The 24085-nt window shown below is 60.9% G+C and carries 29 protein-coding genes; 11 read left to right on the plus strand and 18 right to left on the minus strand.

Annotated features, from left to right (window positions below; genetic code table 11):
- Nucleotides 1-77 precede the first annotated feature (77 nt).
- Both H351_RS04020 and H351_RS04025 read left to right on the plus strand, forming a co-directional pair.
- On the plus strand, nt 78-707 hold the full coding sequence (locus tag H351_RS04020) for a hypothetical protein (protein WP_029256710.1): 630 nt from the start codon (nt 78-80) through the stop codon (nt 705-707).
- Between the two features lie 203 nt (nt 708-910).
- Nucleotides 911-1285: a hypothetical protein gene (locus tag H351_RS04025; RefSeq protein WP_029256709.1), complete on the plus strand. Its 375-nt coding sequence runs from the start codon at nt 911-913 to the stop codon at nt 1283-1285.
- Here the strand turns inward: H351_RS04025 and H351_RS04030 are convergent.
- Entirely contained in the window at nt 1264-1563 is a 300-nt protein-coding gene (locus H351_RS04030; RefSeq protein ID WP_051636526.1) for a MerR family transcriptional regulator, read from the minus strand. The two genes, H351_RS04025 and H351_RS04030, sit on opposite strands and share 22 nt — an antisense overlap.
- A 375-nt stretch (nt 1564-1938) precedes the next feature.
- On the opposite strand from H351_RS04030, the gene H351_RS32070 reads away from it, so the two are divergent.
- Both H351_RS32070 and H351_RS04035 read left to right on the plus strand, forming a co-directional pair.
- Nucleotides 1939-2076, plus strand: a complete 138-nt coding sequence (locus tag H351_RS32070; RefSeq protein WP_156423136.1) for a hypothetical protein — start codon at nt 1939-1941, stop codon at nt 2074-2076.
- Nucleotides 2077-2209: 133 nt separating this feature from the next.
- The gene (locus H351_RS04035; RefSeq protein WP_029256707.1) at nt 2210-3001 is read left to right on the plus strand and encodes a SigB/SigF/SigG family RNA polymerase sigma factor; all 792 of its coding nucleotides are present in this window, start codon (nt 2210-2212) and stop codon (nt 2999-3001) included.
- 140 nt (nt 3002-3141) lie between these two features.
- On the opposite strand, the gene H351_RS04040 is transcribed toward H351_RS04035, so the two are convergent.
- Entirely contained in the window at nt 3142-3570 is a 429-nt protein-coding gene (locus H351_RS04040) for an ATP-binding protein (protein ID WP_051636525.1), read from the minus strand.
- Between the two features lie 134 nt (nt 3571-3704).
- Nucleotides 3705-4412 (minus strand): PAS domain-containing protein, encoded by a 708-nt coding sequence (locus H351_RS04045; protein ID WP_244891429.1) that lies wholly within the window; start codon nt 4410-4412, stop codon nt 3705-3707.
- Between the two features lie 187 nt (nt 4413-4599).
- Between H351_RS04045 and H351_RS04050 the strand changes: the two genes are divergently transcribed.
- Nucleotides 4600-5043: a low affinity iron permease family protein gene (locus H351_RS04050; protein WP_029256705.1), complete on the plus strand. Its 444-nt coding sequence runs from the start codon at nt 4600-4602 to the stop codon at nt 5041-5043.
- A 104-nt stretch (nt 5044-5147) separates the two neighbouring features.
- Here H351_RS04050 and H351_RS04055 read toward each other — a convergent pair whose 3' ends face one another.
- Nucleotides 5148-6608 (minus strand): aminotransferase class I/II-fold pyridoxal phosphate-dependent enzyme, encoded by a 1461-nt coding sequence (locus H351_RS04055; protein ID WP_029256704.1) that lies wholly within the window; start codon nt 6606-6608, stop codon nt 5148-5150.
- Between the two features lie 341 nt (nt 6609-6949).
- Between H351_RS04055 and H351_RS04060 the strand changes: the two genes are divergently transcribed.
- Nucleotides 6950-7822 carry a hypothetical protein gene (locus H351_RS04060; protein ID WP_029256703.1) on the plus strand — a complete coding sequence of 291 codons (873 nt, stop codon included), beginning with the start codon at nt 6950-6952 and terminating at the stop codon, nt 7820-7822.
- A 71-nt stretch (nt 7823-7893) separates the two neighbouring features.
- A complete protein-coding gene (locus H351_RS04065) occupies nt 7894-8514 on the plus strand; it encodes a hypothetical protein (RefSeq protein ID WP_244891430.1) in 621 nt (206 codons plus the stop codon).
- A 103-nt stretch (nt 8515-8617) separates the two neighbouring features.
- Here the strand turns inward: H351_RS04065 and H351_RS04070 are convergent, their stop codons facing one another.
- The 3 genes from H351_RS04070 to H351_RS04080 form a co-directional block, all read right to left on the minus strand.
- Nucleotides 8618-8968, minus strand: a complete 351-nt coding sequence (locus H351_RS04070) for a hypothetical protein (protein WP_029256701.1) — start codon at nt 8966-8968, stop codon at nt 8618-8620.
- Between the two features lie 180 nt (nt 8969-9148).
- Complete coding sequence (locus H351_RS04075) at nt 9149-9610, minus strand: Hsp20/alpha crystallin family protein (RefSeq protein ID WP_029256700.1); 462 nt, start codon at nt 9608-9610, stop codon at nt 9149-9151.
- Between the two features lie 628 nt (nt 9611-10238).
- Nucleotides 10239-11204 carry a DUF8129 domain-containing protein gene (locus H351_RS04080; RefSeq protein WP_029256699.1) on the minus strand — a complete coding sequence of 322 codons (966 nt, stop codon included), beginning with the start codon at nt 11202-11204 and terminating at the stop codon, nt 10239-10241.
- A gap of 375 nt (nt 11205-11579) precedes the next feature.
- On the opposite strand from H351_RS04080, the gene H351_RS04085 reads away from it, so the two are divergent.
- Complete coding sequence (locus tag H351_RS04085) at nt 11580-11927, plus strand: hypothetical protein (RefSeq protein WP_309599333.1); 348 nt, start codon at nt 11580-11582, stop codon at nt 11925-11927.
- Here the strand turns inward: H351_RS04085 and H351_RS04090 are convergent.
- The 9 genes from H351_RS04090 to H351_RS04130 form a co-directional block, all read right to left on the minus strand.
- Nucleotides 11915-12187, minus strand: a complete 273-nt coding sequence (locus H351_RS04090) for a hypothetical protein (RefSeq protein WP_051636523.1) — start codon at nt 12185-12187, stop codon at nt 11915-11917. The genes H351_RS04085 and H351_RS04090 overlap by 13 nt on opposite strands.
- Nucleotides 12188-12309: 122 nt before the next feature.
- Entirely contained in the window at nt 12310-12822 is a 513-nt protein-coding gene (locus tag H351_RS04095) for a helix-turn-helix domain-containing protein (protein ID WP_051636522.1), read from the minus strand.
- 55 nt (nt 12823-12877) lie between these two features.
- Entirely contained in the window at nt 12878-13306 is a 429-nt protein-coding gene (locus tag H351_RS04100) for an Rv0361 family membrane protein (protein WP_139148462.1), read from the minus strand.
- 54 nt (nt 13307-13360) lie between these two features.
- Nucleotides 13361-13540, minus strand: coding sequence for a hypothetical protein (locus H351_RS04105; protein WP_029256695.1), 180 nt, complete (start codon nt 13538-13540; stop codon nt 13361-13363).
- Nucleotides 13541-13732: 192 nt separating this feature from the next.
- Complete coding sequence (locus H351_RS04110; protein WP_244891431.1) at nt 13733-14125, minus strand: limonene-1,2-epoxide hydrolase family protein; 393 nt, start codon at nt 14123-14125, stop codon at nt 13733-13735.
- Nucleotides 14126-14169: 44 nt separating this feature from the next.
- Nucleotides 14170-15306, minus strand: a complete 1137-nt coding sequence (locus H351_RS04115) for a PDR/VanB family oxidoreductase (protein WP_029256693.1) — start codon at nt 15304-15306, stop codon at nt 14170-14172.
- Nucleotides 15303-16208: a metal-dependent hydrolase gene (locus H351_RS04120; protein ID WP_021333229.1), complete on the minus strand. Its 906-nt coding sequence runs from the start codon at nt 16206-16208 to the stop codon at nt 15303-15305. The genes H351_RS04115 and H351_RS04120 overlap by 4 nt, the downstream gene beginning before the upstream one ends.
- 78 nt (nt 16209-16286) lie before the next feature.
- The gene (locus H351_RS04125) at nt 16287-16940 is read right to left on the minus strand and encodes a TetR/AcrR family transcriptional regulator (protein WP_029256692.1); all 654 of its coding nucleotides are present in this window, start codon (nt 16938-16940) and stop codon (nt 16287-16289) included.
- Nucleotides 16941-17166: 226 nt separating this feature from the next.
- Nucleotides 17167-17787, minus strand: coding sequence for a TetR/AcrR family transcriptional regulator (locus tag H351_RS04130; RefSeq protein ID WP_051636520.1), 621 nt, complete (start codon nt 17785-17787; stop codon nt 17167-17169).
- Nucleotides 17788-17956: 169 nt separating this feature from the next.
- Here H351_RS04130 and H351_RS04135 point away from each other — a divergent pair, with 169 nt between their 5' ends.
- The gene (locus H351_RS04135) at nt 17957-18970 is read left to right on the plus strand and encodes an AurF N-oxygenase family protein (RefSeq protein WP_029256690.1); all 1014 of its coding nucleotides are present in this window, start codon (nt 17957-17959) and stop codon (nt 18968-18970) included.
- Nucleotides 18971-19048: 78 nt separating this feature from the next.
- Nucleotides 19049-20302, plus strand: a complete 1254-nt coding sequence (locus H351_RS04140; RefSeq protein ID WP_153212861.1) for an MCE family protein — start codon at nt 19049-19051, stop codon at nt 20300-20302.
- 562 nt (nt 20303-20864) lie between these two features.
- Here H351_RS04140 and H351_RS04145 read toward each other — a convergent pair.
- Nucleotides 20865-21878, minus strand: a complete 1014-nt coding sequence (locus tag H351_RS04145; RefSeq protein WP_021346086.1) for a GlxA family transcriptional regulator — start codon at nt 21876-21878, stop codon at nt 20865-20867.
- A gap of 149 nt (nt 21879-22027) precedes the next feature.
- Between H351_RS04145 and H351_RS04150 the strand changes: the two genes are divergently transcribed.
- Nucleotides 22028-22663 carry an isochorismatase family protein gene (locus H351_RS04150; protein ID WP_174531781.1) on the plus strand — a complete coding sequence of 212 codons (636 nt, stop codon included), beginning with the start codon at nt 22028-22030 and terminating at the stop codon, nt 22661-22663.
- 417 nt (nt 22664-23080) lie between these two features.
- Here H351_RS04150 and H351_RS04155 read toward each other — a convergent pair whose 3' ends face one another.
- Nucleotides 23081-24064, minus strand: coding sequence for an NAD(P)H-dependent flavin oxidoreductase (locus H351_RS04155; protein ID WP_029256687.1), 984 nt, complete (start codon nt 24062-24064; stop codon nt 23081-23083).
- Nucleotides 24065-24085 lie beyond the last annotated feature (21 nt).

Below are 24085 nucleotides of genomic sequence, written 5' to 3' on the forward strand. Positions count from 1 at the left end.
CCGCAATTGGTGGCCCTCGGCCATCGCGGATCCCACGTCCGACGCGTATCCGACAAGTCACGGCTGAGGAGTGGAGCATGTTTGATCGGAACGCATCTCGAAAAGATCGCGAGGCCGCTCGCATCGACAATGGCGAAGGTCGGGAACCCGTGACCGGAACGGTTCACGATGTGAGACCGCCCGGTCGGATGTGGGTGCCGCGCAGCCGGGGCGCTGTCAGCGGCATCTTGCTGATTGTGCTCGGACTCTGGGGAGCGCTCATTCCCTTTGTGGGACCGTACTTCTCGTTCTCTTTCGTGCCGGATCAAGCATGGACGTGGACCTCGGGTCGAGGTTGGCTCGAAGTGCTTCCCGGGGTGGTCACAGCCATCGGCGGGATTTTGCTGTTGTTCAGTGCGAATCGCGCTGTCGCCAGCTTCGGGGCGTGGTTGGCGGTCGTCGGGGGCGCATGGTTCATCGTTGGCCCGACACTGGCGCCGGTGCTGCATCTCGGGGAGGCGGGGCCCCCGTCGGCGACCGAACCTGTGATGAGGGCAGTGCAGCAGTTGGCATTCTTCGAAGGCCTCGGTGCGGTGATCTTGTTCCTCGGATCGGCGGCGATCGGACGGTTGTCGCTGCGCAGTCATCGTGACGTTGTACGCGCACAACGTCAGGTAGAGAACGAGAATGGGCCTACTGGAGTGGGGACAGCGCCGCCCACTGCCTGAATTCGGGCAGGCACTCCTGGTGAGTTCCCCTGTCGCCGCAACCGAACAGCCATGGGACGACTGGGGATTATCACCGACTGAGACGCCTCCAGTGGCGTGAGCGGCGCAGGGTTAGGATGCATTTCAGTTCCGGTCGTTGCCGGGGCAACTGACCGTTTACGCCGTGCCCGGTGCATGGCGGTGTCGAGTACGGGTAGGACGGCATGCCTCTCACGAAGAAGTTTTCCGAGATGTACGACGACGCATTGACTGCACTGGCCGCGGCGTCCCAACGACCTGCCAACGTCGTGAATGTGGACGGCCACTACGCTATTCGCGTCGACCTCGAGTACAACCGCTACGTCCTGGCCACGAACACTCCGCGAGGACTATGGGACGAACCTGACGCCAGCGAATCCTGGTTGGTGCGTATCTTTCAAACCGGCGACGACGGTACGGACACGCTGCTCGGCGAGGCGAAGAAGCCGTGGCTCATCGACGCATTCGACTCCGCGGTCGAACAGCTTGAATCTGACGGAAACATCGTCGTTGCAGATGCGGAATTCGGTAGCATTCGTTACACCCGCGAACTGGGCTGAACAGTCTCGGGCGTGACTTCCGGTGGTGTGTCCACGGCCGTTTCGCTCAGCTGAGCGATCCGTTCAGCCAGGATCGCGTTCTCGGTTTCAAGTGAGAGAATGACACCGATTCCGGTCAAGTTGATTCCGTCGCCGATCAACGCGGTAATACGGCGCAGTTTGTCGAGGCCCGCCGCGCTGTAACGCCGCGTCCCGCCACTGGTGCGTGCGGGGGTCAACAGTCCGCGACGTTCGTAGAGTCTCAATGTCTGTGGGCCGACTCCGGACAGTTCCGACATCACGGAAATTCGGTAGACCCCTCGGTGGGCGTGCGCTGGATCCTTCAATGCCTCAGCACTCTCCTTTAACCCAGCCGAATATCTCTCGACCTTAACATGTTGGTGCGCCGCCCCCCGCCCTCCCGCACCTAAAACCTGATCTCCGACGCCACAGATTTCATCTGACGTGCGAAACCGATCTAGCCGGGAAAGGAGCCGAAAAGATTCCGCGCATGCTGGTTTCGTGCATAAGTGGGCACGTTTGGGCCCGGAAGTCGTATTGCTGTGGGTCGATCACTGTTTCACCTGTTGCCTTTTATCTGCATCGGCTGATATAGATTTATGACAGTCAATTACTTAGATGCATGCTGGAGCACTTGCACTTCGGGAGCGTGAATGACCACTGCCATGGCCACCGCCCGCGACGGCGACGGCATCACCTGCCCGGCGCTGGGGCCGCTCTCCGGGCCTGTGGTCGCTCGGGCCGCGGCGATGGTTTTCTGGAGCGTTCTGCCGATCAACACCCGAAAATGAAGGAGACGACGATGTCGGCAACACGATCTGTACGCCGTTCCGGCAACACGACGGTGTCTTCACCTCAGCGAGGGGCCACTGTCCCTAGGCACTCTGCCAGGGCGATGACAAGGGGAAAAGGATTGGCATTCTCATGAGCACCCACACGCGAGACGCCGACTACACGCACCTTGCGGCCCTTTTCGAACAGATGGCTTCAATACCGAATGACGACGAGCACCGCGAGCGTCTACGTGCGCAGATCATCGAGTCGTGTCTACCACTGACCCGGAACATCGCCTTGCGATACCGCGGTCGCGGACAAGCCCACGAGGACCTCGTACAGGCCGCCAGCGTCGGTCTGGTCAGTGCGGTGAACCGCTTCGATCTCGCCAAGGGCAAAGACTTCCTAGCCTTCGCGATTCCGACGATGGTGGGTGAAGTGCGCAAACATTTCCGGGACCGCGGCTGGGACGTCCGTGTTCCGCGCTCGTTGCAGGAAAACTATCTCGCGCTCAACAAGGCCCGCTCTTCCCTCACCCAAGCCCTCGGACGCGAACCCACCGTGCCGGAACTGGCAAAAGAACTCGAAGTGGAACCTGCCGAGATCGCGGAGATCGTCGCCGCCGGCGATTCCTATCACGCTGCGTCCCTCGATGCCGCAACCGTCAACGACGGACGGACGATCGCAGACACCTTGGGAGACTTCGACTCTGCCCTCGAAGGCATTGACAACCAACAAACGCTCCGACCGGCACTACTCGCACTTCCTCAACGAGAACGCGCAATCGTGCTCTACCGATTCTTCGGTGAACTGACCCAAGCGGAAATTGCCGAGAAGGTTGGTCTCTCGCAAATGCATGTCTCCCGACTGCTTGCACAATCGCTCAAAGCGCTCCGACGGACGCAGTCCCTCGCAGCCCTCGAGGCCGCCGTCGCAGCGTGAGCTGGATGCCAAGAAAAGTGGACTCGTGTTGATCCCGGTACAAAGCAACTCGTGATCGGACGCGTCGTCGGTTACGGCGACGAGACACACCAACTGTCCGGTGGCCGGCGCTTACTCGTTGCCCTCCTCCGCGCGCGGGATCAAGAATCTGCCTGCAAGACCTTGGTCAGTGTGATTGTCACAGCCCACTTCTCCTCGGGTGCGGTAGCCGGGAGCTCCTCGAGGACCACTTCGTCGGCCAGGGTCTCGAGGACGCGCCACCCGAAGGACGAAGTGCTCGTGGTGATCTGACCCGTTGTTGCCGCAGAGAGGATCACCTGCGCAGCGGCGGTATCGTCGCCGAACGTGCACGTCAGGGTGCTGGAGGGGAGGGCGTGGCCGATGAGGATGGTCGCTGCTTCGTCGGCGGCGAGTACGAGATCGGACAACGCGTCCAACGAGAGCGCATAGTGCGCGGCCACGGTTCGCACCAGCGATCGCAGCACCGGCAGTTGATCCGGTGATGCAGAGACGGACAGTGAAGGTGAAACGGCGACCGGGGAAACGATCGCCCGCGCGAAGGACGTCACGTGAGATTTGCTCCTGTACTTAATCGGATGCAGCCAACCCCATTGGTGGGATCTTGGTAGCCGCATTCGAGAAGGATGATCAGCACTCAGCTACCCAACTGAAGTGCCGCCAAACATCGAGCTTAACGCCGTTGTCAGAGACCCAGCAGGGCGTGGTCGGAGTGTGTTGGTACGGCGTCGGCCATGTGGAAGTCCGTTGCCAGCCCCGTGAGGAGCTTTTCTGCGACATCACGAACTTTCACGAGTGTTTCCTGCGAATGCCAGGTGAGGACGTTGAATGCCCGGTTCGCCGATTCCGTGACCGTGTCATCGATAGTTTCGGTGACATCGACGTAGAAGCCGGAACTGCCGATGATCTCGCCGGACTCGTCGACCAGTCGTTCGCCGACTATCGCCACCGAGCGCGTCGTTCCTCTAGTGTCGACGATGCGGTGCCGGCTGCTGAACGAGCCGCCGGAAGTGCGGAGCGCTTCCAACGTCTCAGCGACATGAGGCCGATCGCCGGAATGTTTCTGGGAGAGACGCAATTCCGTGGCGGGGGTGATGGCGCCGGGTTCGTAGCGGTGTATCCGACTACTTCCACTCGCCGGCGCGGCGATAGAGGAATCCTCCCACCCGTTGTAGCGCAACGGATTTCGCCGTCGGACCCACGCCCATGTCGTCCGGTACAGCATGTCCCTTTCGTTCCTCGCCCAACCCTGGGCTTGATGCAGCGATGTTTGCCCGCCGAACTGCCTGGGCATCACCACCGAGCGCAGGCGCAGCGCGGATGCTCCGCGTCGGAGCTGGTGGGCTCGCCGTCGGGCATGGACCGGCACCCGGTCGCATGTCTGGGCTGTCATGCATAATCGGTGCCGGTCCGACCCGCCGCCAGCAACTCCTGAACTACGTTCTGTAGCGCAAGATTTGACGATCCCAGGGCCACCCCGGGTTGATGGACCGGATGGGCGGCGATATAGACGTAGGGGACAAGCGCCCTGGGGCGATAGTGAGCGGTACTGGAAGATGTTCCGGCGAGAGGACAATCAGATGAACGGCGGGAAAGAGAAGGCAACGAGCGAGAACTCGTCGGAGAAAGCGGACGTGATATTTCCATCCGAGGTATCGACGAAACTCTCCGTCTTCGACCGGTTCGCCACCTACGTCAGTGCACGCACCTCACAGGCATGGTTTTTCGTGGTGTGCGTGATAATCGTGGTGCTCTGGGCTCCGTCGTTCTTCCTGTTGGGCACTATCGACACCTGGCAACTGATCATCAACACCGTCACCACCATCGTCACATTCCTCCTCGTGGCGTTGCTCCAAAACACACAGAAACGCTCCGACGACGCCGTTCAGCACAAACTCAATGCCATCGCGGACGGCCTCGCGGACCTGATGAAGCAGCTCTCGAAAGAGCACCCCGAACTCGACAAAGACCTTCAAGAATTACGAATGGCCGTTGGACTCGAAGATCACGAAAGTGCGTCCTGAGCCATCATGTTGTCCACCGTGTGCTTCCGCTTTGCCTGCCGAACCTATGATGCGGTCTCGGATCAGGCGGAACTCAGGGGGCACACGATCGAATCGGGAGCACGTCACACCATCACCCGAAAGCAATCGAGTGAGGAGTCGGTGGCATCGGGCACGGCCATACCCGCGCGCAGTCCGGACTGAAGGTAGCCGATGACTTCCGCGTCGAGGCGCTCTCCGGGCACCACGACCGGAATTCCGGGTGGGTACGGGGTGAGTTGCTCAGCGGCGATACGTCCGGCAGCGTGCGCACCGGGGACCATTTCAGTTCGGCCGAAAAATGCCTCGCGTGGCGATGACACAGTTTCGAGTTGAAGGCTCGCAGGAGAGGGTAGCTCGATGCGGGGGGTGTCGGGGAAACTTGGTGCTGCGCCGCAGAGAGCTTCGAGGCCGTCCAGCAGTCGTCGGGTGGTCTCGCGATCGTCTGCGGTGGAGACGGTCGCGAGAATGCGCCGATGATCGCTCATGCCTACATCGATCGAGCGTTCGGCTCGGAGCCAATCCGCGCACTGATAGCCGGTGGCTCCCGTCCGTGAAACGTCGATCAGCACTTGCATTCTGTCGAGGTCGTGGGAAGCCTGGTGGCCCAGCAATTCAGAGTCGAGAACCTCGAGATCTGGGAGTTGTTCGATGTCGTCACGAAGCGAGGTGACCAATGTCAGCGCTGTATCCAACAACTCGTGTCCGGTCTCGACCATCTGACGGCGCCATCCGTCGAGAGCTGAATAGATCATGACGTTGGGGCTCGTGGTCATCAACAGATCGGCGCACGCCGATAGGTGAGCAGTGTCGACAAGATCTCCCTGGACGTGGAAGACCGACCCCTGTTCGAAACCCATCCCCATCTTGTGCACACTGACCACGCAGACGTCCGCTCCTGCATCCATCGCCCAGGTGGGCAATCCTTCGTGAAAAGGGAGATGTGCACCCCACGCCTCGTCGACGATCAAGGGTTTACCCCTCCGGTGGCATGCGCCTGCGATCGCGGCTAGGTCTGCACAGGTACCGTACGGACTCGGGCTGACGATCAGCGCCCCCGCCGCGTCCGGGTTCTTTTCCCACGCGTCGCGCACTTGGGAAGGGGAAGGGGGATGCGAAATATGGTGCGCAGCATCCCATTGCGGGGTTATCCATCGGGGAGTGATGCCGGCAAAGATCAGCCCCGCGACGATCGACTTGTGACTGTCTCGACTGAGCAGCAGCCCACCGGGATCGTTGCCCGCGACTGCCATCATTGCTGCCTTGACGGACAGTGAACTACCGCAGGTCGAGAAGAACGCATAGTCCGCGCCCACCGCGTCGGCCATCAATCGTTCGGCATCTGCAAGGTAGTTGTTCGATGATCGGCGGTCGTCGAGGCCGGACGTAGCGAGAACGTCGTCGTGGAATGGATCCCGCCCGAGTACATCGAGTACCCGCCGGTCTGTGCCGCGCCCTTGTCTGTGCCCCGGTGGGGTGAACCCGTACCGATCCAACCGACGGTACTGCTCGAGGGCCTCCAGCAACGGTGCTCGGTTTTGATCCATGCGGCGGGACTACCCCGCACTCGAGGAAAACAATCGAAACAATCATCACATCAGCCTGTTCCGACACTGGTGGCCGCATCTAGGAAGGGTAGCGGGAACCCGGAACGGTCCCTGATCGATTGGCCGATGACGTGGCAGCAGAGGGTAGAAGGTCCTCGCATAACGCGGATGAAACGCCACCGAAAGTACGAGCGCGTCCCCGAAAGGGTTGAACTTTCTCCGGTTTGTGTGACTTCGAGTACTACTGGTCGGTAGCCTTCGCTCCGAGCACATAGAGGTGACTCGCGACACACCGACAAGAGTGGTGTTTCGGTGTGTCGATTCCATGCCTGAGGAGCCCAATGTCCAAGAATGCCTTGAGAACCCGAGTTGTCCCCACGATGGCGATCGCTGCAGCCCTTGCATTGATAGGAGGAGGCGTCGCTACTGCTGAGGAGAATTCCTCGCTCGGTTCGTCCGGTACACCCGCCGCTACTCCTTTGACGTTCGACGGGTGGTCGTCATGCCCCGTTGAAGACCTCGATGTCGCAACCTGCGCGACTGTTGTGGTGCGCGGCGGTTCGATGAAAATCGGGGGGTTGACCGTGCCCGTCCCCGACGGCGGACTGAAGATCGCCGGCGGAGTCAAGTACGCCACTCAACCCGACGGCAGCTTCGTCGAAACCTTCGTCCGCAAGCCGGACGGCCGCAACGGGGTGTACTCGAACCCGATCTCCGTGCCGGGTGGGGCCATCGGAATCGACACTCCACTGAATCTGACCCAGATCACGGCAACAGTCGAAGCTGTTGGGCTGCCGAACATCAAGGTGCTCGATCAAGAGCTGACGATGCCGGTACGACTGAAACTGTCGAACTCGTTGTTGGGTAACAACTGCTATCTCGGCTCCACGGCGAACCCGATCAACCTGCACCTCACGACCACCGGTAACCCGCCCTCGGAGCCCATCGGCGAATATCCCGGAGCGGTGTTCCCTGCCGTTCAGCACACCGACAATCTCTTCGCAGCGCCCGCCGCTAGCGGGTGCGGGGTCTTCGGTGCACTCAACTGGGCGGTGAACCTGCGAGCAGGAACCCCCTCGGCCAGCGGAAAGAACTCTCTGACCACTTCCAGCGACGTCTACACCGTCGCCGCGCGCAAGGTACGACCGCCGGCAGCTTCCGCTGCGCAGGCAGCCGAACCTGCAGCTGTGGCGCAGATGGGAGCCGCCGGGTAGAGATCACACCCGCCTGAATTTCTTTCGACTGACGGTTCGCCCCAAAGGTATTCGACAGAAAGGCACATCACATGTCATCACGCACAATGCTCGGCAAGGCCCCCGCGATCGTCGGGGCAGCAGCCGCATTGACCATCGCTGCATCCGGGGTCGCAGCAGCGTCCACCACGATCAGCCCCGCCACAGCCACTCCGGTGACGGCCACCAGCAGTGGGCTCAGTTTCGTGACAACTGGCGGTCTCGAGTTGTACTGCACCAGCGTCAGCGGAACCGGAACCACCCCTGCGGCGCCCGGTAACGTGAACTCCGGAACGGGCGGCATCAACATCAACATCGCGAGCGTGGGACTGTCCGGATGTGACCTCGAAGGTGTGCCGGCAACGATCACCACGTCGGGTTCCTGGGCTCTGAACGTCAACGCCGACAGTGGATCACCGATGGGAAGTATCAAAATCCCCAACGGTGGAGCTCACGTAGTCGCTGGTAGCTGCGTCATCGACGTCACCGCCAGCACTGCCGGCCCCGTGCCCTACAGCAACACAACACATACCGTCACCGCCAACAACACCGGAACGGTGAACTTCACCTCCAACGGGGGAAGCGCATCCTGCCCGGCAGCAGGAGCCGGAACGGCGAAGATGACCGGGGCGCTCAAGTTCAACTCCGCGCCCGGCATCACCGTCACTCCCTGACCCGGAATGTAGTTGCGCCACAGCCACACCCGCCCTAAGAGGTCGCCACTTTCCGTAGGGTACGTCGCTGCTTCTTGCGATGGAAATGCCGAATTCGGTTTGTCTACAGGTGGGGTAGTGCTGCGGTGAGGAAGACGACGCCGAAGGCGATACCGGCGAGGCCGGTGAGGATCCCGACGACACCGACGGTGTTGTCGCTGGGGTCGTGTCCGGGGGTGTCGGGTCGGCGCGCTGCCAGTGCGGTTCCGATGGCGGCGGCACCGAGGAGGATGCCGAGGCCGAACATCCAGAACGTCAGGATCGAGAGGGCACCGAGCATCAACGCCATGTCGCTGTATTCGTCGCTGTTGATCGGGCGGTGGTGATCCCACCAATCGGGCGAGGTGTGCGGGCGGGATTCGGTGTTGCCTGTGTTGTCGGATTGCTCGTGCGGGGGGAAGGTTGATGCAGTCATGACGGCTAAAGGGTTCTCGTGCTGATTCTTTCGTGTGGTGGATGGGCCGCTCGGCCATACGGGTACAGAGGGGATCGAACGGCGGTGGGGATCGAACGGGCGGTGGGGTGAGTCCCGAGCACGCATCGCGTGTCTTCGGAACCCACCCCACCGTGGGAACGCTCGTCCGGGCCAGCAGGATCAGGCTTCGACCTGCACCTGCTTTGTCGCTTCGATGGTTTCGGTACGTGAGGGCGGTCCGGAGGAGACCTCGATCCGCCGCGGTTTCGCCTTCTCCGCGATCGGCAACGTCACCGTCAATACACCGTTGTCGTACGAGGCGACGATCTGTTCGGCGTCGATGTCGTCGCTGATGGACAGTTGCCGTCTGTATGTTCCAGCGAAACGCTCACTCGCCAGCCAACTCACACCCTCTTCGGAGAGGGCCGTGCGATGCGCGGTCAACGTCAGGGTCGAGCCGTCGATGTGAACGTCCACCGAGCCGGGATCGACGCCGGGAAGATCGGCGTGCAGGACGTACTGGTCCTCGACCTTGTAGAGGTCCATCGGCATGAACCGTGGACTGCGTCCGTTGCCGGTTCCCGCGGCGAGGACGGACTTGGTGATCGCATCGATGTCGGTGAAAGGATCGAAACGAAGCACAGCAACACACCTCCCATGTCGTGAAACGAAAGGTCTCCGCCACTGTGGCGGTCGACCGAACTCACTGTGCGAGAACATGATAACCACACGAATTAGCACTCTGCAACTGAGAGTGCCAGATTTTTTCGAGGAGTGTCTCGGTCGCGAACAAGGCAGCATCGGAGCAGGAACAGCGGCGGTTGCCAACCCCATGGGGTTGGGGCGGAACGGGAATTGCCGGTGTCGAGATGCTGTCAGCTGCCGGTCGAGTTCGTGCGGGATTACGACTGCCGCTGCGCCCAGCCAGATCGATGTTCGCGTACAACGGCGATTGCTTCAAACCCGTATTCTTGCAATGTGTTTCGATTCAGAAACTGCCGCGTCTCGTAGATTTCGAGCAGACAGGCGCGTTCTTCCATGGTGAGTTTGCGCTGACAGCCCTAAACTGCAGAAACGGCGGCGGGGGCTGACTTTGATGCGTGGTCAGCCCCCGCCCCGTATGCCCGGAACCTGTCGTGATGAACGCGTATCGCCGATTTCGGGAGTGCTTTGTAGTTGTGTTCGGGGCGGTCTGGCCTTGCTCGGTTCTTCGGGACACGAAGCAATACAGAGGCTGTTTTCTCTCGCCCTCCTCAGGCGGATACGAAGGTCAGTTAATTCCGACGACTTCCTGGGCGATCGCCGCAAGTCTTGCCTGTGCAGCGGATACGACGCCGTGTCGGTTCTTGTGCGCTTCCTCGTACGCAACGATGTCTCGTACCTGTGCGGCGTCGGTCAGTTCCTTGACCGCGGAGACGGCCTGGGCGACGTTGAGTTCGTCGAAGTCTTCGATGGGAAGTTCGGCGGGGTCGAGTAACCCACTCGACTTGCGTACCGAACGGAAGACGTCCGCGGCACCGTCAGCACCTTCTCGGCGAGTGACTTTCTCAGCCGTGGCGATGGCCGCATCCCTACTGGCCGACAGTGTTTTCACAGTCACGTCACCGGCATATGCGCCCCAGCTGATCAGCTCACCCAATACCGGCGGCGACGTGCGAACAGCGTCGATGGCACGGTCAAGACTGCGGGTGGACCAGGAGACCGGAACATTGACCAGTCGAATGGCTGCTCCGGTGGCCGCTTGGAAAGGAGTGCGACGCAAAGCTGCCGGCCCCCCGAGTGCCTCCTCGGCAAGGACGGTGGTCAGCCAGTCCACAGTCGCGGAGTGTGCAGTGATGAGGCGGTCGGCCAACGCCGCGACGGTCTGATCGCCACCGGCAGTGGCCAGGGCCTTGAGGTAGCGGGAGCGGTCGAGGAGTTGATGTTCGAGCGCAAGGTCTCCCAGTACAGCTTCGTCGAAGGGCTGGGCCTGTTCGACCATCGCTTTCACGCCTGCTGTCGCTCGTCCGAGGAACGGACCGACCGATTCCGGAACGCCACCCAGATCGCGAATCGTGGACTCGATGGAACTGACCCTTTCTCGACCGTTCTCTGCGTTTTCCGTGAGTTCGCGTCGAACCGCTTCGGTTCTGGCTTGAGCGACGCGTGTTTCGGCGACCTGGATCTCGGCATGTGTCAGACCGAGGATGATGCGCAGCTGGTTGATCAAGGCGGACGTGGTTTCGGAGTTGCTCATATCGGGGTCGTCCCTTCGTCGGTGCGTGCTTTACATGATGTTCAGCTTGTGCTCGACGAGTGCTCCGCGGACCGCGGAGCCACCGCCGATACGCGGGCTACCCCGACCTACCTCCTAGTAACCACCGCAACTTTGCTGCGGATGTCGAACCGCATCGACGAGTAATTGGGCCAAGGGTGGCGGTGCCGATTTCATGGTGGGGCGGCCTGATTCGTCCGCGAGGATCTCGCAGTCCCTGTACCACCGCGCGTGTAGGTCGTTGGATACCGTGGACCAACATTCCGGATTCGCCGTGCGGCGGACGGGGTACCTCCAATGCGTCGTGACCCCGCAACTGATATGTCGGCGAAACGGGCTGCCGAGCAACCCGTTCGAGTGTCGGCAGGTTGCCTGAAGCGACGACCGGTCGGTGTCGATGCAGAGAGTGGGATACCAGTGAACGTGGAAAGTTCCGGGCACGTTGATGCCGGCCAAGAGGGTACGACTGGATCCGAAACAAGTCCCGACACCGCTGACGGGGCGAAAGAACTCGCGGACGAGATGGACAAAAGATACGAGCCTGGATCAAGAGAGACGGTCACGGTGCCCGGGACCGGCGGCACAGTCGCCGGGACAGCTTTCGCCGACCACGTCACGGAGATGTCGGACGAGAAGGTCGAAAACCTCGACGAACAGTTCTCGGAATTCCAGACTCGTGCTGACGACAAGCATCATGAGGACTGACCCGGGGTCCATGCTGCGGTGTGCCAGATGGAATCGTGCGGAAACCCGACAGTCCAGGCGTCGCCGAATGCGGCGTTGATCAGATTGCCCGCCTTGATCTGGCTCGCGACGACCGTCTCGTGGTGATCGAGAATGACTCCGACGTAACCGTCTCCCGATACCGGAGTCGCCGCCGAGGCAGATCCTGCGCCGGCAACCGCCACAGCTCCAGCAGCCGCTGGGATGGCCAGAGCGGCAACGATCTTGAGTGCACGTGTCATCGAAAGGGCCTTTCTTCGTTCGGATCTAGTCAGGGGCCGAATCCGGTGTCTCGAAACCAAAATAGGTGGAGGGGGCGTGCCAGTGAACGCCATTTGGCAAATAGTCGGCAACCCCTATGGGTTTACTTGGGGGTCAGATCACATCGGTGGGATTGATTCGCCGCGGTCGTGGTGCCGGTTTTCGGTCGATCGGGTGTAGGACGTTGAGTCCGTGTGGGCGTCTTCCGACGGCTTTCGGAGATACGTAGTGCGGCAGCCAGATTCGACAACAGTTCAAGTGAGGTCGCCGAGAGTCCGTTCGCGGCCCGGAGCAACTGTCTCAGTTCCGGGTCGGCGAGATGAGCGACTATCTCCGCGTCCCCGTCGTGAATGCGCGCGCGATCGCCGGACCAGGGGATGGTGAAGAAATAGCCGGGAGGGACATCGAAGTAGTCGGCCAACGCTGACACCACCTCATCCGATGGGCTCGAGCGGACGCCGTGTCGAAGCTGTGAGAGATACGGTGTCGAGATTCGGTAGCCCCGTGCGAGAAGGCCGTTAGCCACAGCGGTGTTCGTCAGGCGCCGATCGGAGCCGGAGAAAAGCTCGTTCAACCGGAGTTGAAAGACGTTCTCGTCCGTCGCACGGCCTACCATCACCGCTACCTCAATTCTCTCGTTCCTATCCTGTGCTTGCCGAAGCGGTGCAGGCTTAGCAGATGAGCCAGTGGCCACTGGTGGAGGTCAACGACACGACCTTGCCGATCGAGGTCTCCGGAGCGTCATCCAGATGTCCGCGTACGGTCGCTGTGGCTGTCGATCCTTGGAGGGTGACGTACTCGACTGCATCGAGTGTGATTGCCGGCAACACCTTTCCAGTGGTCGTGGTTGATACCTGCTTCTCGGCGCAGACGGTGGCAGCAGCGCTCTCGGTCGAGCCGGTACGGAGTGCATCGAGGTGAGATCGGATCACCGTGGTGATCTGCTCGGAGTCGGTGGGCATCTTCGACGACTGCCTGCCTTCGGTAGTGGGGCCTGCTGAACTGATCGTGCATCCCGAGAGCAGCAGTGCTGCAACGACTCCGCCGAAGAGGATCGATTTCACCGATCGCCGGCGGTAGTGGTTTATGGGTGGATTCACCGAAACTCCTTCGTTCGTGAACATGTTGCGCCCGGAAAGTCATCCAGCCGTCGGTCAGAAGACAAACGCGGCGGACAGCAGAGCAAGGCTGAGGACCGCGGTGGCATTGGCGGCGCGAACAAAGACGTACCGCTCCGCGTCCTCGGCGCCGAGACACAGCGCGGTCAGTTGCAAGGCCAGCGACAACATCCCGGTACCGAGCGCGCCGAGGGCGAACAATTGTCGTGCATCCATCAGCGGTATCCAATCCCGTTGCGGTCCAACGGCACAACGAGCCGGTCACATACGCGACCGTGAACTCGGTGAGAGTTGCCCGCACCAGCAGCCGAACTCCTGAGCCGAGGATGTAGTCGAGAGGCCGCAGGGGGGAGATTTCAGCATCTGGTGAGGACTCCCCGGCAAAATGCGACACAAAACGTCGCTACTTCAGGTGGTTGGGCCGAATCGCAATCCGCGGAGCAGTCGGTGGTAGGAGAAGCGGTCGTCCCAAATGCGAAGCAGGCCGTTTGCGAATGTGTAGTGGCCGTCTACGTCGAGGTGCATGGCAAACCATCCGATGCGGATGATCTCTCTTCGCCGGGAGGACACGGTGTTGTGGTCGGTGGTCATCGTGAGCACTTCCACGACCTCGTACCTGGTGATCAGGCGAGAGACGATCGTGAGCGCCCGTTCGACGCGTTTGCTTCCACGCACGCTGGGCAGGCCGGTGTTGCGCCATTCGATGTCGGGATCGACGAGTGCGCGCACGGCATCGGCGTCCATTTCCTCCAGTGCGATCAGCAGGTCCACCACCCGCGATGTCAGTTGATCGTCGTTCAACAGGTACTCCGGTCGTCTGGAATTGTGTTTTCTCATCGGTGGATTCATGTGGTGACCGTCAGGCAGGGACTGTTGCTCCGCGAAACGCACAGGAGCATCTTGCCGGCGGCGCGCTCGGCTGGGCTCAACGAATTGTCACGATGATCGACGTCGCCGTCGCTGACGTGGACCATGCAGGTGCCGCAGAAGCCCTGACGACATGAATAGGGGGCTTTCGGGTTCACACGCAGGACCGCGTCCAGTGCGGTCTGGTCGGCGGCGACATCGATGACCTGACCGGTGCGAGCCAGTTGGATGCGGAAGGGTCGTCCATCGACGACCGGTGCGGCGGAGAAGCGTTCGGCGTGCACTTCCACACCGGGCTCGTTGCGCACACAAGCTGTGATCAGGTCCATCATCGGGACCGGACCGCAACAGTAGATCGCGTCGCCGCTGCGGACATTCGGCGGGAGAAGATCGTTCGCTGCGGGTAGGCCGTATTCGTCGTCGGTGCGGATGGTGACCCGATCACCAAACGGCGACAATTCCTCGCGGAACGGTAGTGTGCGGCGCTCGCGACCGACGTACACCAGCGACCAATCCAGGCCCATACGCTCCGCCTCGCAGACCATCGGGAGTATCGGTGTGATGCCGATGCCACCCGCCACGAAGTGAACGCGCTTCGCGCGCTCGATTCGCCCGGGTTCGACGAACCCGAACGCGTTGCGTGGACCGCGAACGCCGACGACGGTACCGACTTGCAACTCGTCGTGCACCTCGTTCGATCCGCCGCCACCATCAGGAATCCGGCGTACCGCGATCCGGTAGCAGCGTCGATCGGCGGGATCGCCGCACAGCGAGTACTGACGTATCCGTCCCGAGGGCAGGTACAGGTCGAGGTGTGCCCCGGGATACCACCGTTCGAGGTCGCTGCCGTCAGGTGCTCGCAGTTCGAGACTGACCACGTCGTTGTCGGTGGCCACCGTCGTGCGCTCCGACACCGTGAGTGTTGTCTTGTACTCGTCGATCCGGTTTTCCGTTGGCTCGTCGCGATGAATCAAGACCGCCAACTTGACCTGCGTGGAGACCAGGACATCCAGAATGCGCAGAATCGAGTCGCGGCGCTTGCCGCGGCATAGGTCGACCGGGATCTCGTGGGGGGCCTGCCACCGCTGTGTGAGTTCGGGCGCGTTGGGTGTCATGTGTTGACCCGCTTGGCCGCTGGCGATTGCGCGACGTAGGCGAGGGCCTGGGCGGTGGACCCCACACTGTCGGGGTGAAATCCCGGCACGAACGTCGACACACCGCTCCAGAACCATTTCGATACACCAGGCACCAGTCCGCGGCGTCCGGCGCGGACGAATTCCAGTAGCAATCGCGGATAACCGATGTTCGGCGTGTTGGGGTCGTTGCGGCTCAGATACATCGCAGCACGGAGCAACCACCCCAAAAAGATTGGCCACGTGATGATCATGGAGATACAGCGGCGAAAGTAGCCGACTCCGAAGTACGTGGCGACCTCGTGTGCCACGGCACGATGCTCGACCTCTTCGGCCCCATGCCACCGATAGAGGTCAAGCATCTGCGGATCCGCGCCGAATTTCTCCAAGTCCGCGTTCAACGCCCAGTCGCCCACGAACGCGAACATATGCTCCGAAGACGCGCAAATCCCGAGACGCTCGATCAGACGCTGCCGGATGGCCTGCGGATCGGAGTCGTCACCGATGCCCAAAGTTCTACGGAAGAAATACTGCATCTGGCGGTTGAACGGGGCCGGGTCGATCCCGTGCCGTGTGAACACCTGATTCATGACCTCGTCATGCGCCTCTGCGTGCAGCAATTCTTGGCCCATGAAACCGAGCATGTCCTCGCGAAGCTTCTCGTCGTGCACGTCCGGGAGAGCCTGCTCGAAGGCCTGGATCATCATCCGTTCGCCCTCCGGGATGACGAGGTTCATCGAGCCGAGGAGGTATGAGGCGATCGGCTCGTTCGGCAACCACACCAAAGGCGCTTTCTCCCAGTCGAAATCGACTCGCCGCGGACGGATCGCTACCCGGCCGGGCGGTGCGATCGGACGCTGTGTCAGTCCACTCGTAATTCGCATGACCACTCCTCACTCATAAGTACGCAGCAGTACTTATGAATGAGCATGGCGATCTACCCGTGGCTTGTCAACACCGGACTACGAAGGGTCGGACGAGAGATCCAGTACCCGTTCAAGGAAGGACATGATCGGCGCATGAAGATTCATGTACGAATTCGACCCGTCAACCACCTGGCGGTAGAACAACTCGTTGCAACCGCCGATCGCCGCGAGAAACACTTCACGCCCCGGGGCTTCTGAAGACTTGGACGAGTAGCCGACGAGCAATGCATGGGCGAGCAGTTCCACGTACTCGTTGCGCTTCGCCACCCCTGCCGGGCCGGCCACAGGTAGGTCCACCACCCAAGCTCGCACGAACTCCGGTTCGGACGAACACGTCTCGAGATACTTCTCGATTACAGCCGAAAGCTGTTCGTGTAGAGACAAATTGGTGGTCGAGCTTTGTGTCGAGGTGATGTTGGAGACGATCACCTCGATGCCTGCGTCGATCGCTGCGATCAAGCACGCTTCTTTGCTCTCGAACTGCTTGTAGAAAGCTTGGCGAGATACCCTGGCACGCCCGACGACGTCGGCGATCGTGGTCGAGGCGATCCCCTTCTCCGCAGTCGACGAGATCACCGCACGCAGAATGCGATCACGTTGCGCGTCTTGGACCTCGCCCGCAGCGAGGCGGCCGCGGCCACGCGGCAATCCGGGGAGGTCACGATCGAACGATCCGGCCAGCCTGCGCATACTGCATCATAACCTGCCTGGCGCCATCGGTTCTCTCGTTGAGCCGTCGACGTGGCCTGACGGAGAACCGGTTCAGGCAACGTCGACGGTCCAAGGAGGCGGTCGAGCGCCGCCGGGAGTGATCATTCTCGTAGTGGCACGCGCCGTTATCAGCAGCCATTCGATTTTGTATGAACTGCATGGTTCGGAGAGACGCTCTGCTGCTGATCGGTGGTCGGCGAGGTAGTCAGTTTTGTTGTCGGAGAACAGGTTCTCTCTCGTGATTTTCGCTGAGATGCGCCTCGAGGAGCTCGGTGAGGTGCTTGCTGACGCGGTCGAGAGGCCTGGTGGAGCGTGTTGCGACGGACATGATGACGGCGCCTTCGATTGCTGCGATCGTCATTGTCGAGAGGGATTGCGCGAGGGCATCATCCAGGTTTGCAGCTCGAAAATTGTTGGCTAGCATCGATTCCCACTCTTCAAATGCTATTTTTGCCGCGTCAACTGCGCCGGGTATTTCATTGCCGCCGAACGTGGCAGCGGCGATCGGGCATCCGGCGGTGTAGTCGCTGGATACGATCATCGACTTCCAGTAATCGATGAATGCCTGCAATGCCTCCAGGGGAGGGGCGGAACAGAGTTGCTCGATCATCGCGCTGATCCACGATCCGGCGGCTCTGGCAGAGGCTTCGATCAACTGATTCTTGCCTTGTGGAAAGTGCGTGTAGATCGATTGACGTGCGGTTCCGCTGCGGTCGAGTAGCTCGGTCACGGCCACGCCAGAGACTCCCCTGCTTTGGATGAGTTCGACTGTGGTGCGAATGAGGCGTTCTCGCGGAGCGGTAACCAATGTGCTCCCCTTCATCATCGATCTGTCTAGGCATCGAATCTATCAGCCGCGCTTCCTCTGTGTTCGCCGGTGGAAGTGCTCACCATTGCCATAGACCGTTTGTTCTACTACCCTACTTATCTGTTACTTGAAGTCATATCTACTGAGTTATAGGCCTCCTGTTTGCCCTGGAAGGGACACACCTGCCATGACGACCACCGAACCGAGATTTTCCGACGCGCCTGACGACGAAACGTACGAGGACATGCTCAATCGACTCTCGGATGCTTCTGTGCACCGGAGCTTCAGTCCGTATACCGACATCGATTGGGAGGCACCGGAATTTCAGGTCGTGGACAACGACCCACGATGGATTCTTCCCGAGGTAGAACTGCTGGGAACACATTCTTGGTATCTCGCGCGCACCCGGGAGCAGCAGATTGCCATAGGGCAGTATCGGCAAGCGAACATCGCCAAGGTGGGTCTGCAGTTCGAGCAGGTGCTCATTCGTGGTTTCATGCAGTACGTTTCCATGCTGCCTAACCGGTCGGCGGAATTCCGGTATGCCACTCACGAGGTCATCGAAGAGTGCAACCACACACTCATGTTCCAGGAACTGGTGAATCGGTCGGGCGTCGACGTACCGGGATTCGGCCCGGTTCTGCGACGCGTCATGCCGTTCCTCGGGCTTGCGGCTTGGCCGTTTCCGTCGATTTTCTTCATGGGGGTGCTGGCTGGGGAAGAGCCCATTGATCACATCCAGAAGAGCTATCTTCGCAGTGAAAGCAACTATCACCCCATTATTCGCGGAGTGATGCGCATTCACGTCGCCGAAGAGGCGCGACACATCTCGTTTGCGAACGAGTTCCTACGGCAGCATGTGCATCAGAACGGCCCGGTGGGTAAGTTCCTTCTCTCCCTGGCTTTTCCGGTCATCATGCGGGTCCTGTGCGACGTGATCGCCGTTCCACCGAAGTCGTTCTTCGAAACCTTCGAGATCCCGAAGTCGGTGAAGAAGGAGCTGTTCTGGGAGTCCCCTGCATCACGTAAGGCGTTGAGCGGGTACTTCGGCGATGTCCGATTACTCGCGGACGAACTCGGATTGATGAACCGGGTCTCGAGAGTCCTGTGGAAGGCTCTCAAGATCGACGGGAAATCTTCACGCTTCAGGAGCGAACCCGATCGGGCGTCTGCAGCTGATTTCGATAATGCTCATGCGTAATTCCGCATTGAACAGGGACCGCAAGTCGAACACTCCGGCGCCGGTGGGGCGCTCAGCCGAATCGACCCGAGGCACGCGATGGTGATGTCGAAGCTCGCCAAGTGGCAGCTGGTCGCACTCGTCGTGGTTGCACTCCTGGGTTTGATCTACGTCGGAGCGAAATACGTACGGCTGGACAATCTTCTGGGATTCGGCCAATACACGGTCAAAACCGAACTGGCGACGTCCGGTGGCATCTTCACCAACGCCGAAGTGACCTATCGCGGTGTACCCGTCGGACGCGTCGGCGACATGTCGCTCACGTCCGACGGAATCGAAGTCGACCTGTTGATCGACAGCAATGCTCCACAGATTCCCGCATCCGCGCGAGCCGTGGTGGCCAATCGCTCAGCCATCGGTGAGCAGTACGTCGACCTTCAGCCCGATACCGACCAGGGCCCGTTCCTCGAAGACGGCTCGGTGATCGCCGTGGGCGACACCACCACGCCGATCCCCATCGAGAACGTCTTGACCAGCGCCAACGGTCTGGTGCACTCCGTTCCGGTCGACGCACTCCACACCGTCGCGAAGGAACTCGGCGCGGCATTCAACGGCAAGGGCGAAGATCTGCAGGTACTTGCCGACTCGCTGTCGGGGATTTCCCAGTCGGGCCTCGACACCCTTCCCCAGACCCTCGGACTGATCCGTGACAGCCAGACGGTACTCACGACGCAATCCGATCAATCGTCGGCGATCAAGCAGTTCAGCACCGACCTCGACGCACTGGCTGCGCAATTGCGCACCAGCGACCCCGACATCCGACGCGTGATCGACAACGGCATACCGGCCAGCGAACAGGTCGGGGCTCTCGTCCTTGACGGGGGTCCGAGTCTGACGACAGACCTGAGCAACCTTGCTTCCACAGCACGAACATTGGCGCCACGAACCATTGCACTGCAACCCCTTCTGATCTTCATGCCCGGCCTCGCCGCCGGAATACCGTCCGCCATTGAGGCAGACGGACCGTCTCAACGTCAGGGACTTGTCCTCGAGACCAATGCGCCGTTCCCCTGCACGGTCGGATACGAAGGGACTATGGCGATCCTCGACGAGATGAAGCGCAAAGACCCGAACTTCGACGACACTCAGCAGGACTTCCCGGTCAACGTCGCGGCCAGCTGCCTGGCGCCGCAAGGCAGTGAAACGGGGGTTCGGAGCGCCAACCGCATCGTATTCGCGGACCCGAATACCCCCCAGCCTTGGGACGACAAGCCCAAGGTGGACCCGGACAAGCTCAACCTGAACCCTATTGCCACACAACTGGCACCATCGTTCGGTGCGACACCGAAGTGAGATGCTCACCAGCTTCGGGAGGTGACAACGGTGAAGTGGGCCGGCCAGACGCTCATCCCGGGGCTCAACTCTCGGTGGACTGCCTCGCACTCGATGCCGGACAACCCGAAACGGCAATCCTGGGATACGCCAAACGGTCAACACGGGATCGCCAAAGCGAATGCGAGAAACTCCTACCGAAACTAGGGCGACGCCCACGCTCTCAACATGCTTCGCCAGTGCTCCAAGCTTGAGAAATCCGATAGGTGCATGATCCCGTCCGGGTTCACCGCATCGTCTAGCAGCGCGCGCCAGAACGTCAGTACGAGTGGAAAGAGCTGTGCGTGCGTCAACTCACCCGTTGGTGACATTGAAGCGACGCGATACGCGCGATGGAATTCGAACAGAGCGTCGAGGCATTTTTGGGCGGGCGTCCGGCTTCGTATTAGTCCAAGAGCAGTTCAAGTACACGTACTCCCGACGTATGTGGCTGGAGCGGGCCGCTCGCTAAGGGCAGAGAGCTGGCCTGCTGCTTCACATAGTGAGGGCAAGCGAATCGGTCGTATCCAGGGCGCGCGGCGCATCATCCCCTCCGTATTCGCCCTCCTGAACCAACGGACGTCGCGGTTTCTCCGACGCGATCGTTGTGGGAGTGGTCAGCGAACTGCTTCCGGTAGGCGGAAGGTGCGGTCGCAAACGCGGATGTGAAGTTCTGTCGAAAGGTCACCGTGCTTCCGAACCCACACGCCAGCGCAATTGCGTCAATGCTCCAACCGGTCGTCTCCAGGAGAACTCGCGCCTCGCTCAGTCGTTGCTGGAGAATCCAGCGTGCCGGAGTGGTTCCCGTGACAAGACGGAACTGCCGTATGAAGTTTCGTCGACTCATCCGCGCCTGACCTGCGAGGCGGTCGACAGACAGCGGCTCGTCCAGGCGTCCGAGCGCCCATTCCAGCACGTCTGCAACAGCTGTGTCGCCCGCAGGTTCCGCAAGCGGTCTCTCGATGTACTGGGCCTGACCACCCTCTCGATGCGGCGCGACGACCAGGTTTCTCGCCACGCGGGTGGCAACTGCGGATCCGAGGTGCTTGCGCACAAGGTGCAGACAAGCATCGACCGACGACACCGTCCCCGCGGACGTCATCACGTCGCCGTGGTCGATATAGAGCACCGACTCGTCCAAGCGGATACTTGGATGGTTTTTAGCGAGCGCGGGCATCATCTCCCAGTGCGTGACGGCCGAGCGACCATGGAGGAGTCCGGCGTCGGCGACGGCAAAAGCGCCGAGACACAACCCCACGATCGGGGTGCCGCGAGCGTGCGCCCGGCACAGCTTGGCTCGCAATGACTCGCTGATCGGTGAAAGTGGTAGCGGCCAGGAAGGGATGATCACGATGTCGGCCCAATCGAGTGTCCGCGGTCCCGCCACATCGCCGACCGAGTATCCCTCGACGGTCCGAACCGCGCCCGCGCGATCGGACCACAACCTGGTTTCCCAGTCAGGTGCGAGCCCGAGCCTGCCCACCTCACCGAACACCATCAACGGCGCTGCGAGATGAAACATCGTGATGCTGTCGAACGCATAGACGGCGATTCGCATTTGGTCTCTTCCACATCATGGCGCAAAGTCATCGAAAGTATGCACCCGTGCCACTCACGGATGCATAGACACCTACCGAACAATGGAAGACGACCGTCAGGATCGCCGATACGAAACCGAACCCGACCGACCTTCCAGGAGTGATGAAAGTGCCTACACCTCGCCGTGCCCTTATCGTCGTCGACGTACAGCAGGAATACTTCGACGGTCCACTGCAGATCCAGTACCCGCCGCGTGAGGAGTCATTGGCCAACATCCTCAGCGCCGTCAAGGTCGCTCGCGCGAATGACCTTCCCGTCGTCGTCGTGCAACATCGGATGCCCGAGGCCGCCCCGGTCTTTGTCGAAGGTACGCCCGGATGGTCACTTCACCCAGCGCTCGAGGATCACCTCGATCCGGAAACCAAGCGCATCCACAAGCAGTACGCGAGCGTCTTCGCCGGCACCGATACAGCCGATTGGCTGCACGCGAAAGACATCGACACCATCACGATCGTCGGGTACATGACCAACAATTGCGACCTCGGCACCGCCGTGGAAGCGGAAGCTCTCGGGTTCGCCGCCGAGATTTTGTCAGATGCCAGCGGTGCGATCCATCTGGCCAACGAAGCAGGTCAGGTATCGGCGCAGTCCCTGCACGAGACCCTCATGATTCTTTTGCATTCGAACTTCGCTGCCGTCGCAACAACAAGCGCATGGGTCGACGCCGTAGATTCCGGAACGAGTTTGCCCAAGAGCAATCTTGTCGTCTCAGCCATCCAAGGACGCGAGGCGGCCCTCAGTTGATGCAATGCTGCAGGCCCGCAATAGATTCGGGACGCCTTAATCCCTGCCGGTGCAGACCGAACTCTCATCGACACCTTGGATGCCGCGAAACTTGAAGGACGATAGGTCCTTTGAACGCGGATGTCGGCGCCGGCGGGCCGTGAGCAACTTCTTCGGGGCGCCGGATGGGCAGAAGCTCGAAACATTCGTCTCGTCGGCTCCGCCCTGCGCTTTCCTCGTCCTAACGTCAATGATCGTCCGGATGCACCCGAAACGATCGAGCGCGATGACAAGCCGCGAGGCGATCCGGAAGAGCTCACCGTCACCGCACGACGCATCGAGGACGAGGTATCGGCGGCATGCGGGTCGGCGAGCGCAACGGCAGCGATCATGCGCGAAGGACTGGCCGACTGTAGCGCTCAGCGGGTTCGGACAGCGTCAGGCGCTGACAGGATCCAGGAGGCCGGTAAGCCGTCCGGCAATCAGTGCTTCGGACTCTGCGACAATACGTTCCACCAATTCACCCACAGTGGGGACGTCGTGAATCAGTCCTTGCACAGTCCCCGCCGTCCAGATGCCAGCCTCCGGGTCGCCGCTGTCGAACACCGCTCTGCCCCGCGCACCGGCAACAAGATGTCGAACGTCTTCGAATTTGCCACCACTGGAGAGAATTTCGACAACTTCTTGGCTGATGCTGTTGCGTGCTACGCGAGCGGTATTGCGCAGTGACCTGAAAATCAGCTCGGTGTCCACCTCGGAGGCAGCAACTATCGCCTCTTTGATGTTGCGGTGAATCGGAGACTCCTCGGTACACATGAACCGGGTGCCCATGTTGATGCCGTCGGCGCCAAGCGCCAGAGCGGCCACTAATCCCCGCGCATCGGCAAATCCACCGGACGCGATCATGGGAATGCTGATCCGCTCTGCTGCTGCAGCGATGAGAACGAGACCAGGTACGTCGTCTTCCCCTGGATGCCCGGCGCATTCGAACCCGTCGATGCTGATGCCGTCGACGCCGAGGGCCTGGGCTTTGACCGCGTGGCGGACGCTGGTGCACTTGTGGAGAACCTTGATGCCGGCGGCGTGAAAGTGCGGCAGATGGGGTGCGGGAGAAGAGCCGGCTGTCTCGACGACTTTCACTCCGCAGTCGATGATCACGTTGCGATACTCATCGTAGGGCGGGGGCGTGATCGTGGGGAGGACTGTGAGATTGACTCCGAACGGTTGGTCGGTGAGCTCGCGCGTGCGGGAAATTTCTCGGGCAAGATCGTCAGGTGTCGGCTGTGTCAGAGCAGTGAGCATGCCGAGCGCGCCGGCGTTTGCAACTGCCGCTACGAGTTCTGCTCTCCCCACCCACTGCATGCCGCCTTGGACGATGGGGTGACTAACTCCGAACGTCTCGGTAAATGCGGTTGTCAGCACTGGACATCTCCTCGATGATGC

Origin of the sequence: Rhodococcus erythropolis R138, from assembly GCF_000696675.2 — a bacterium.
Taxonomy (GTDB): Bacteria; Actinomycetota; Actinomycetes; order Mycobacteriales; family Mycobacteriaceae; genus Rhodococcus_F; species Rhodococcus_F erythropolis.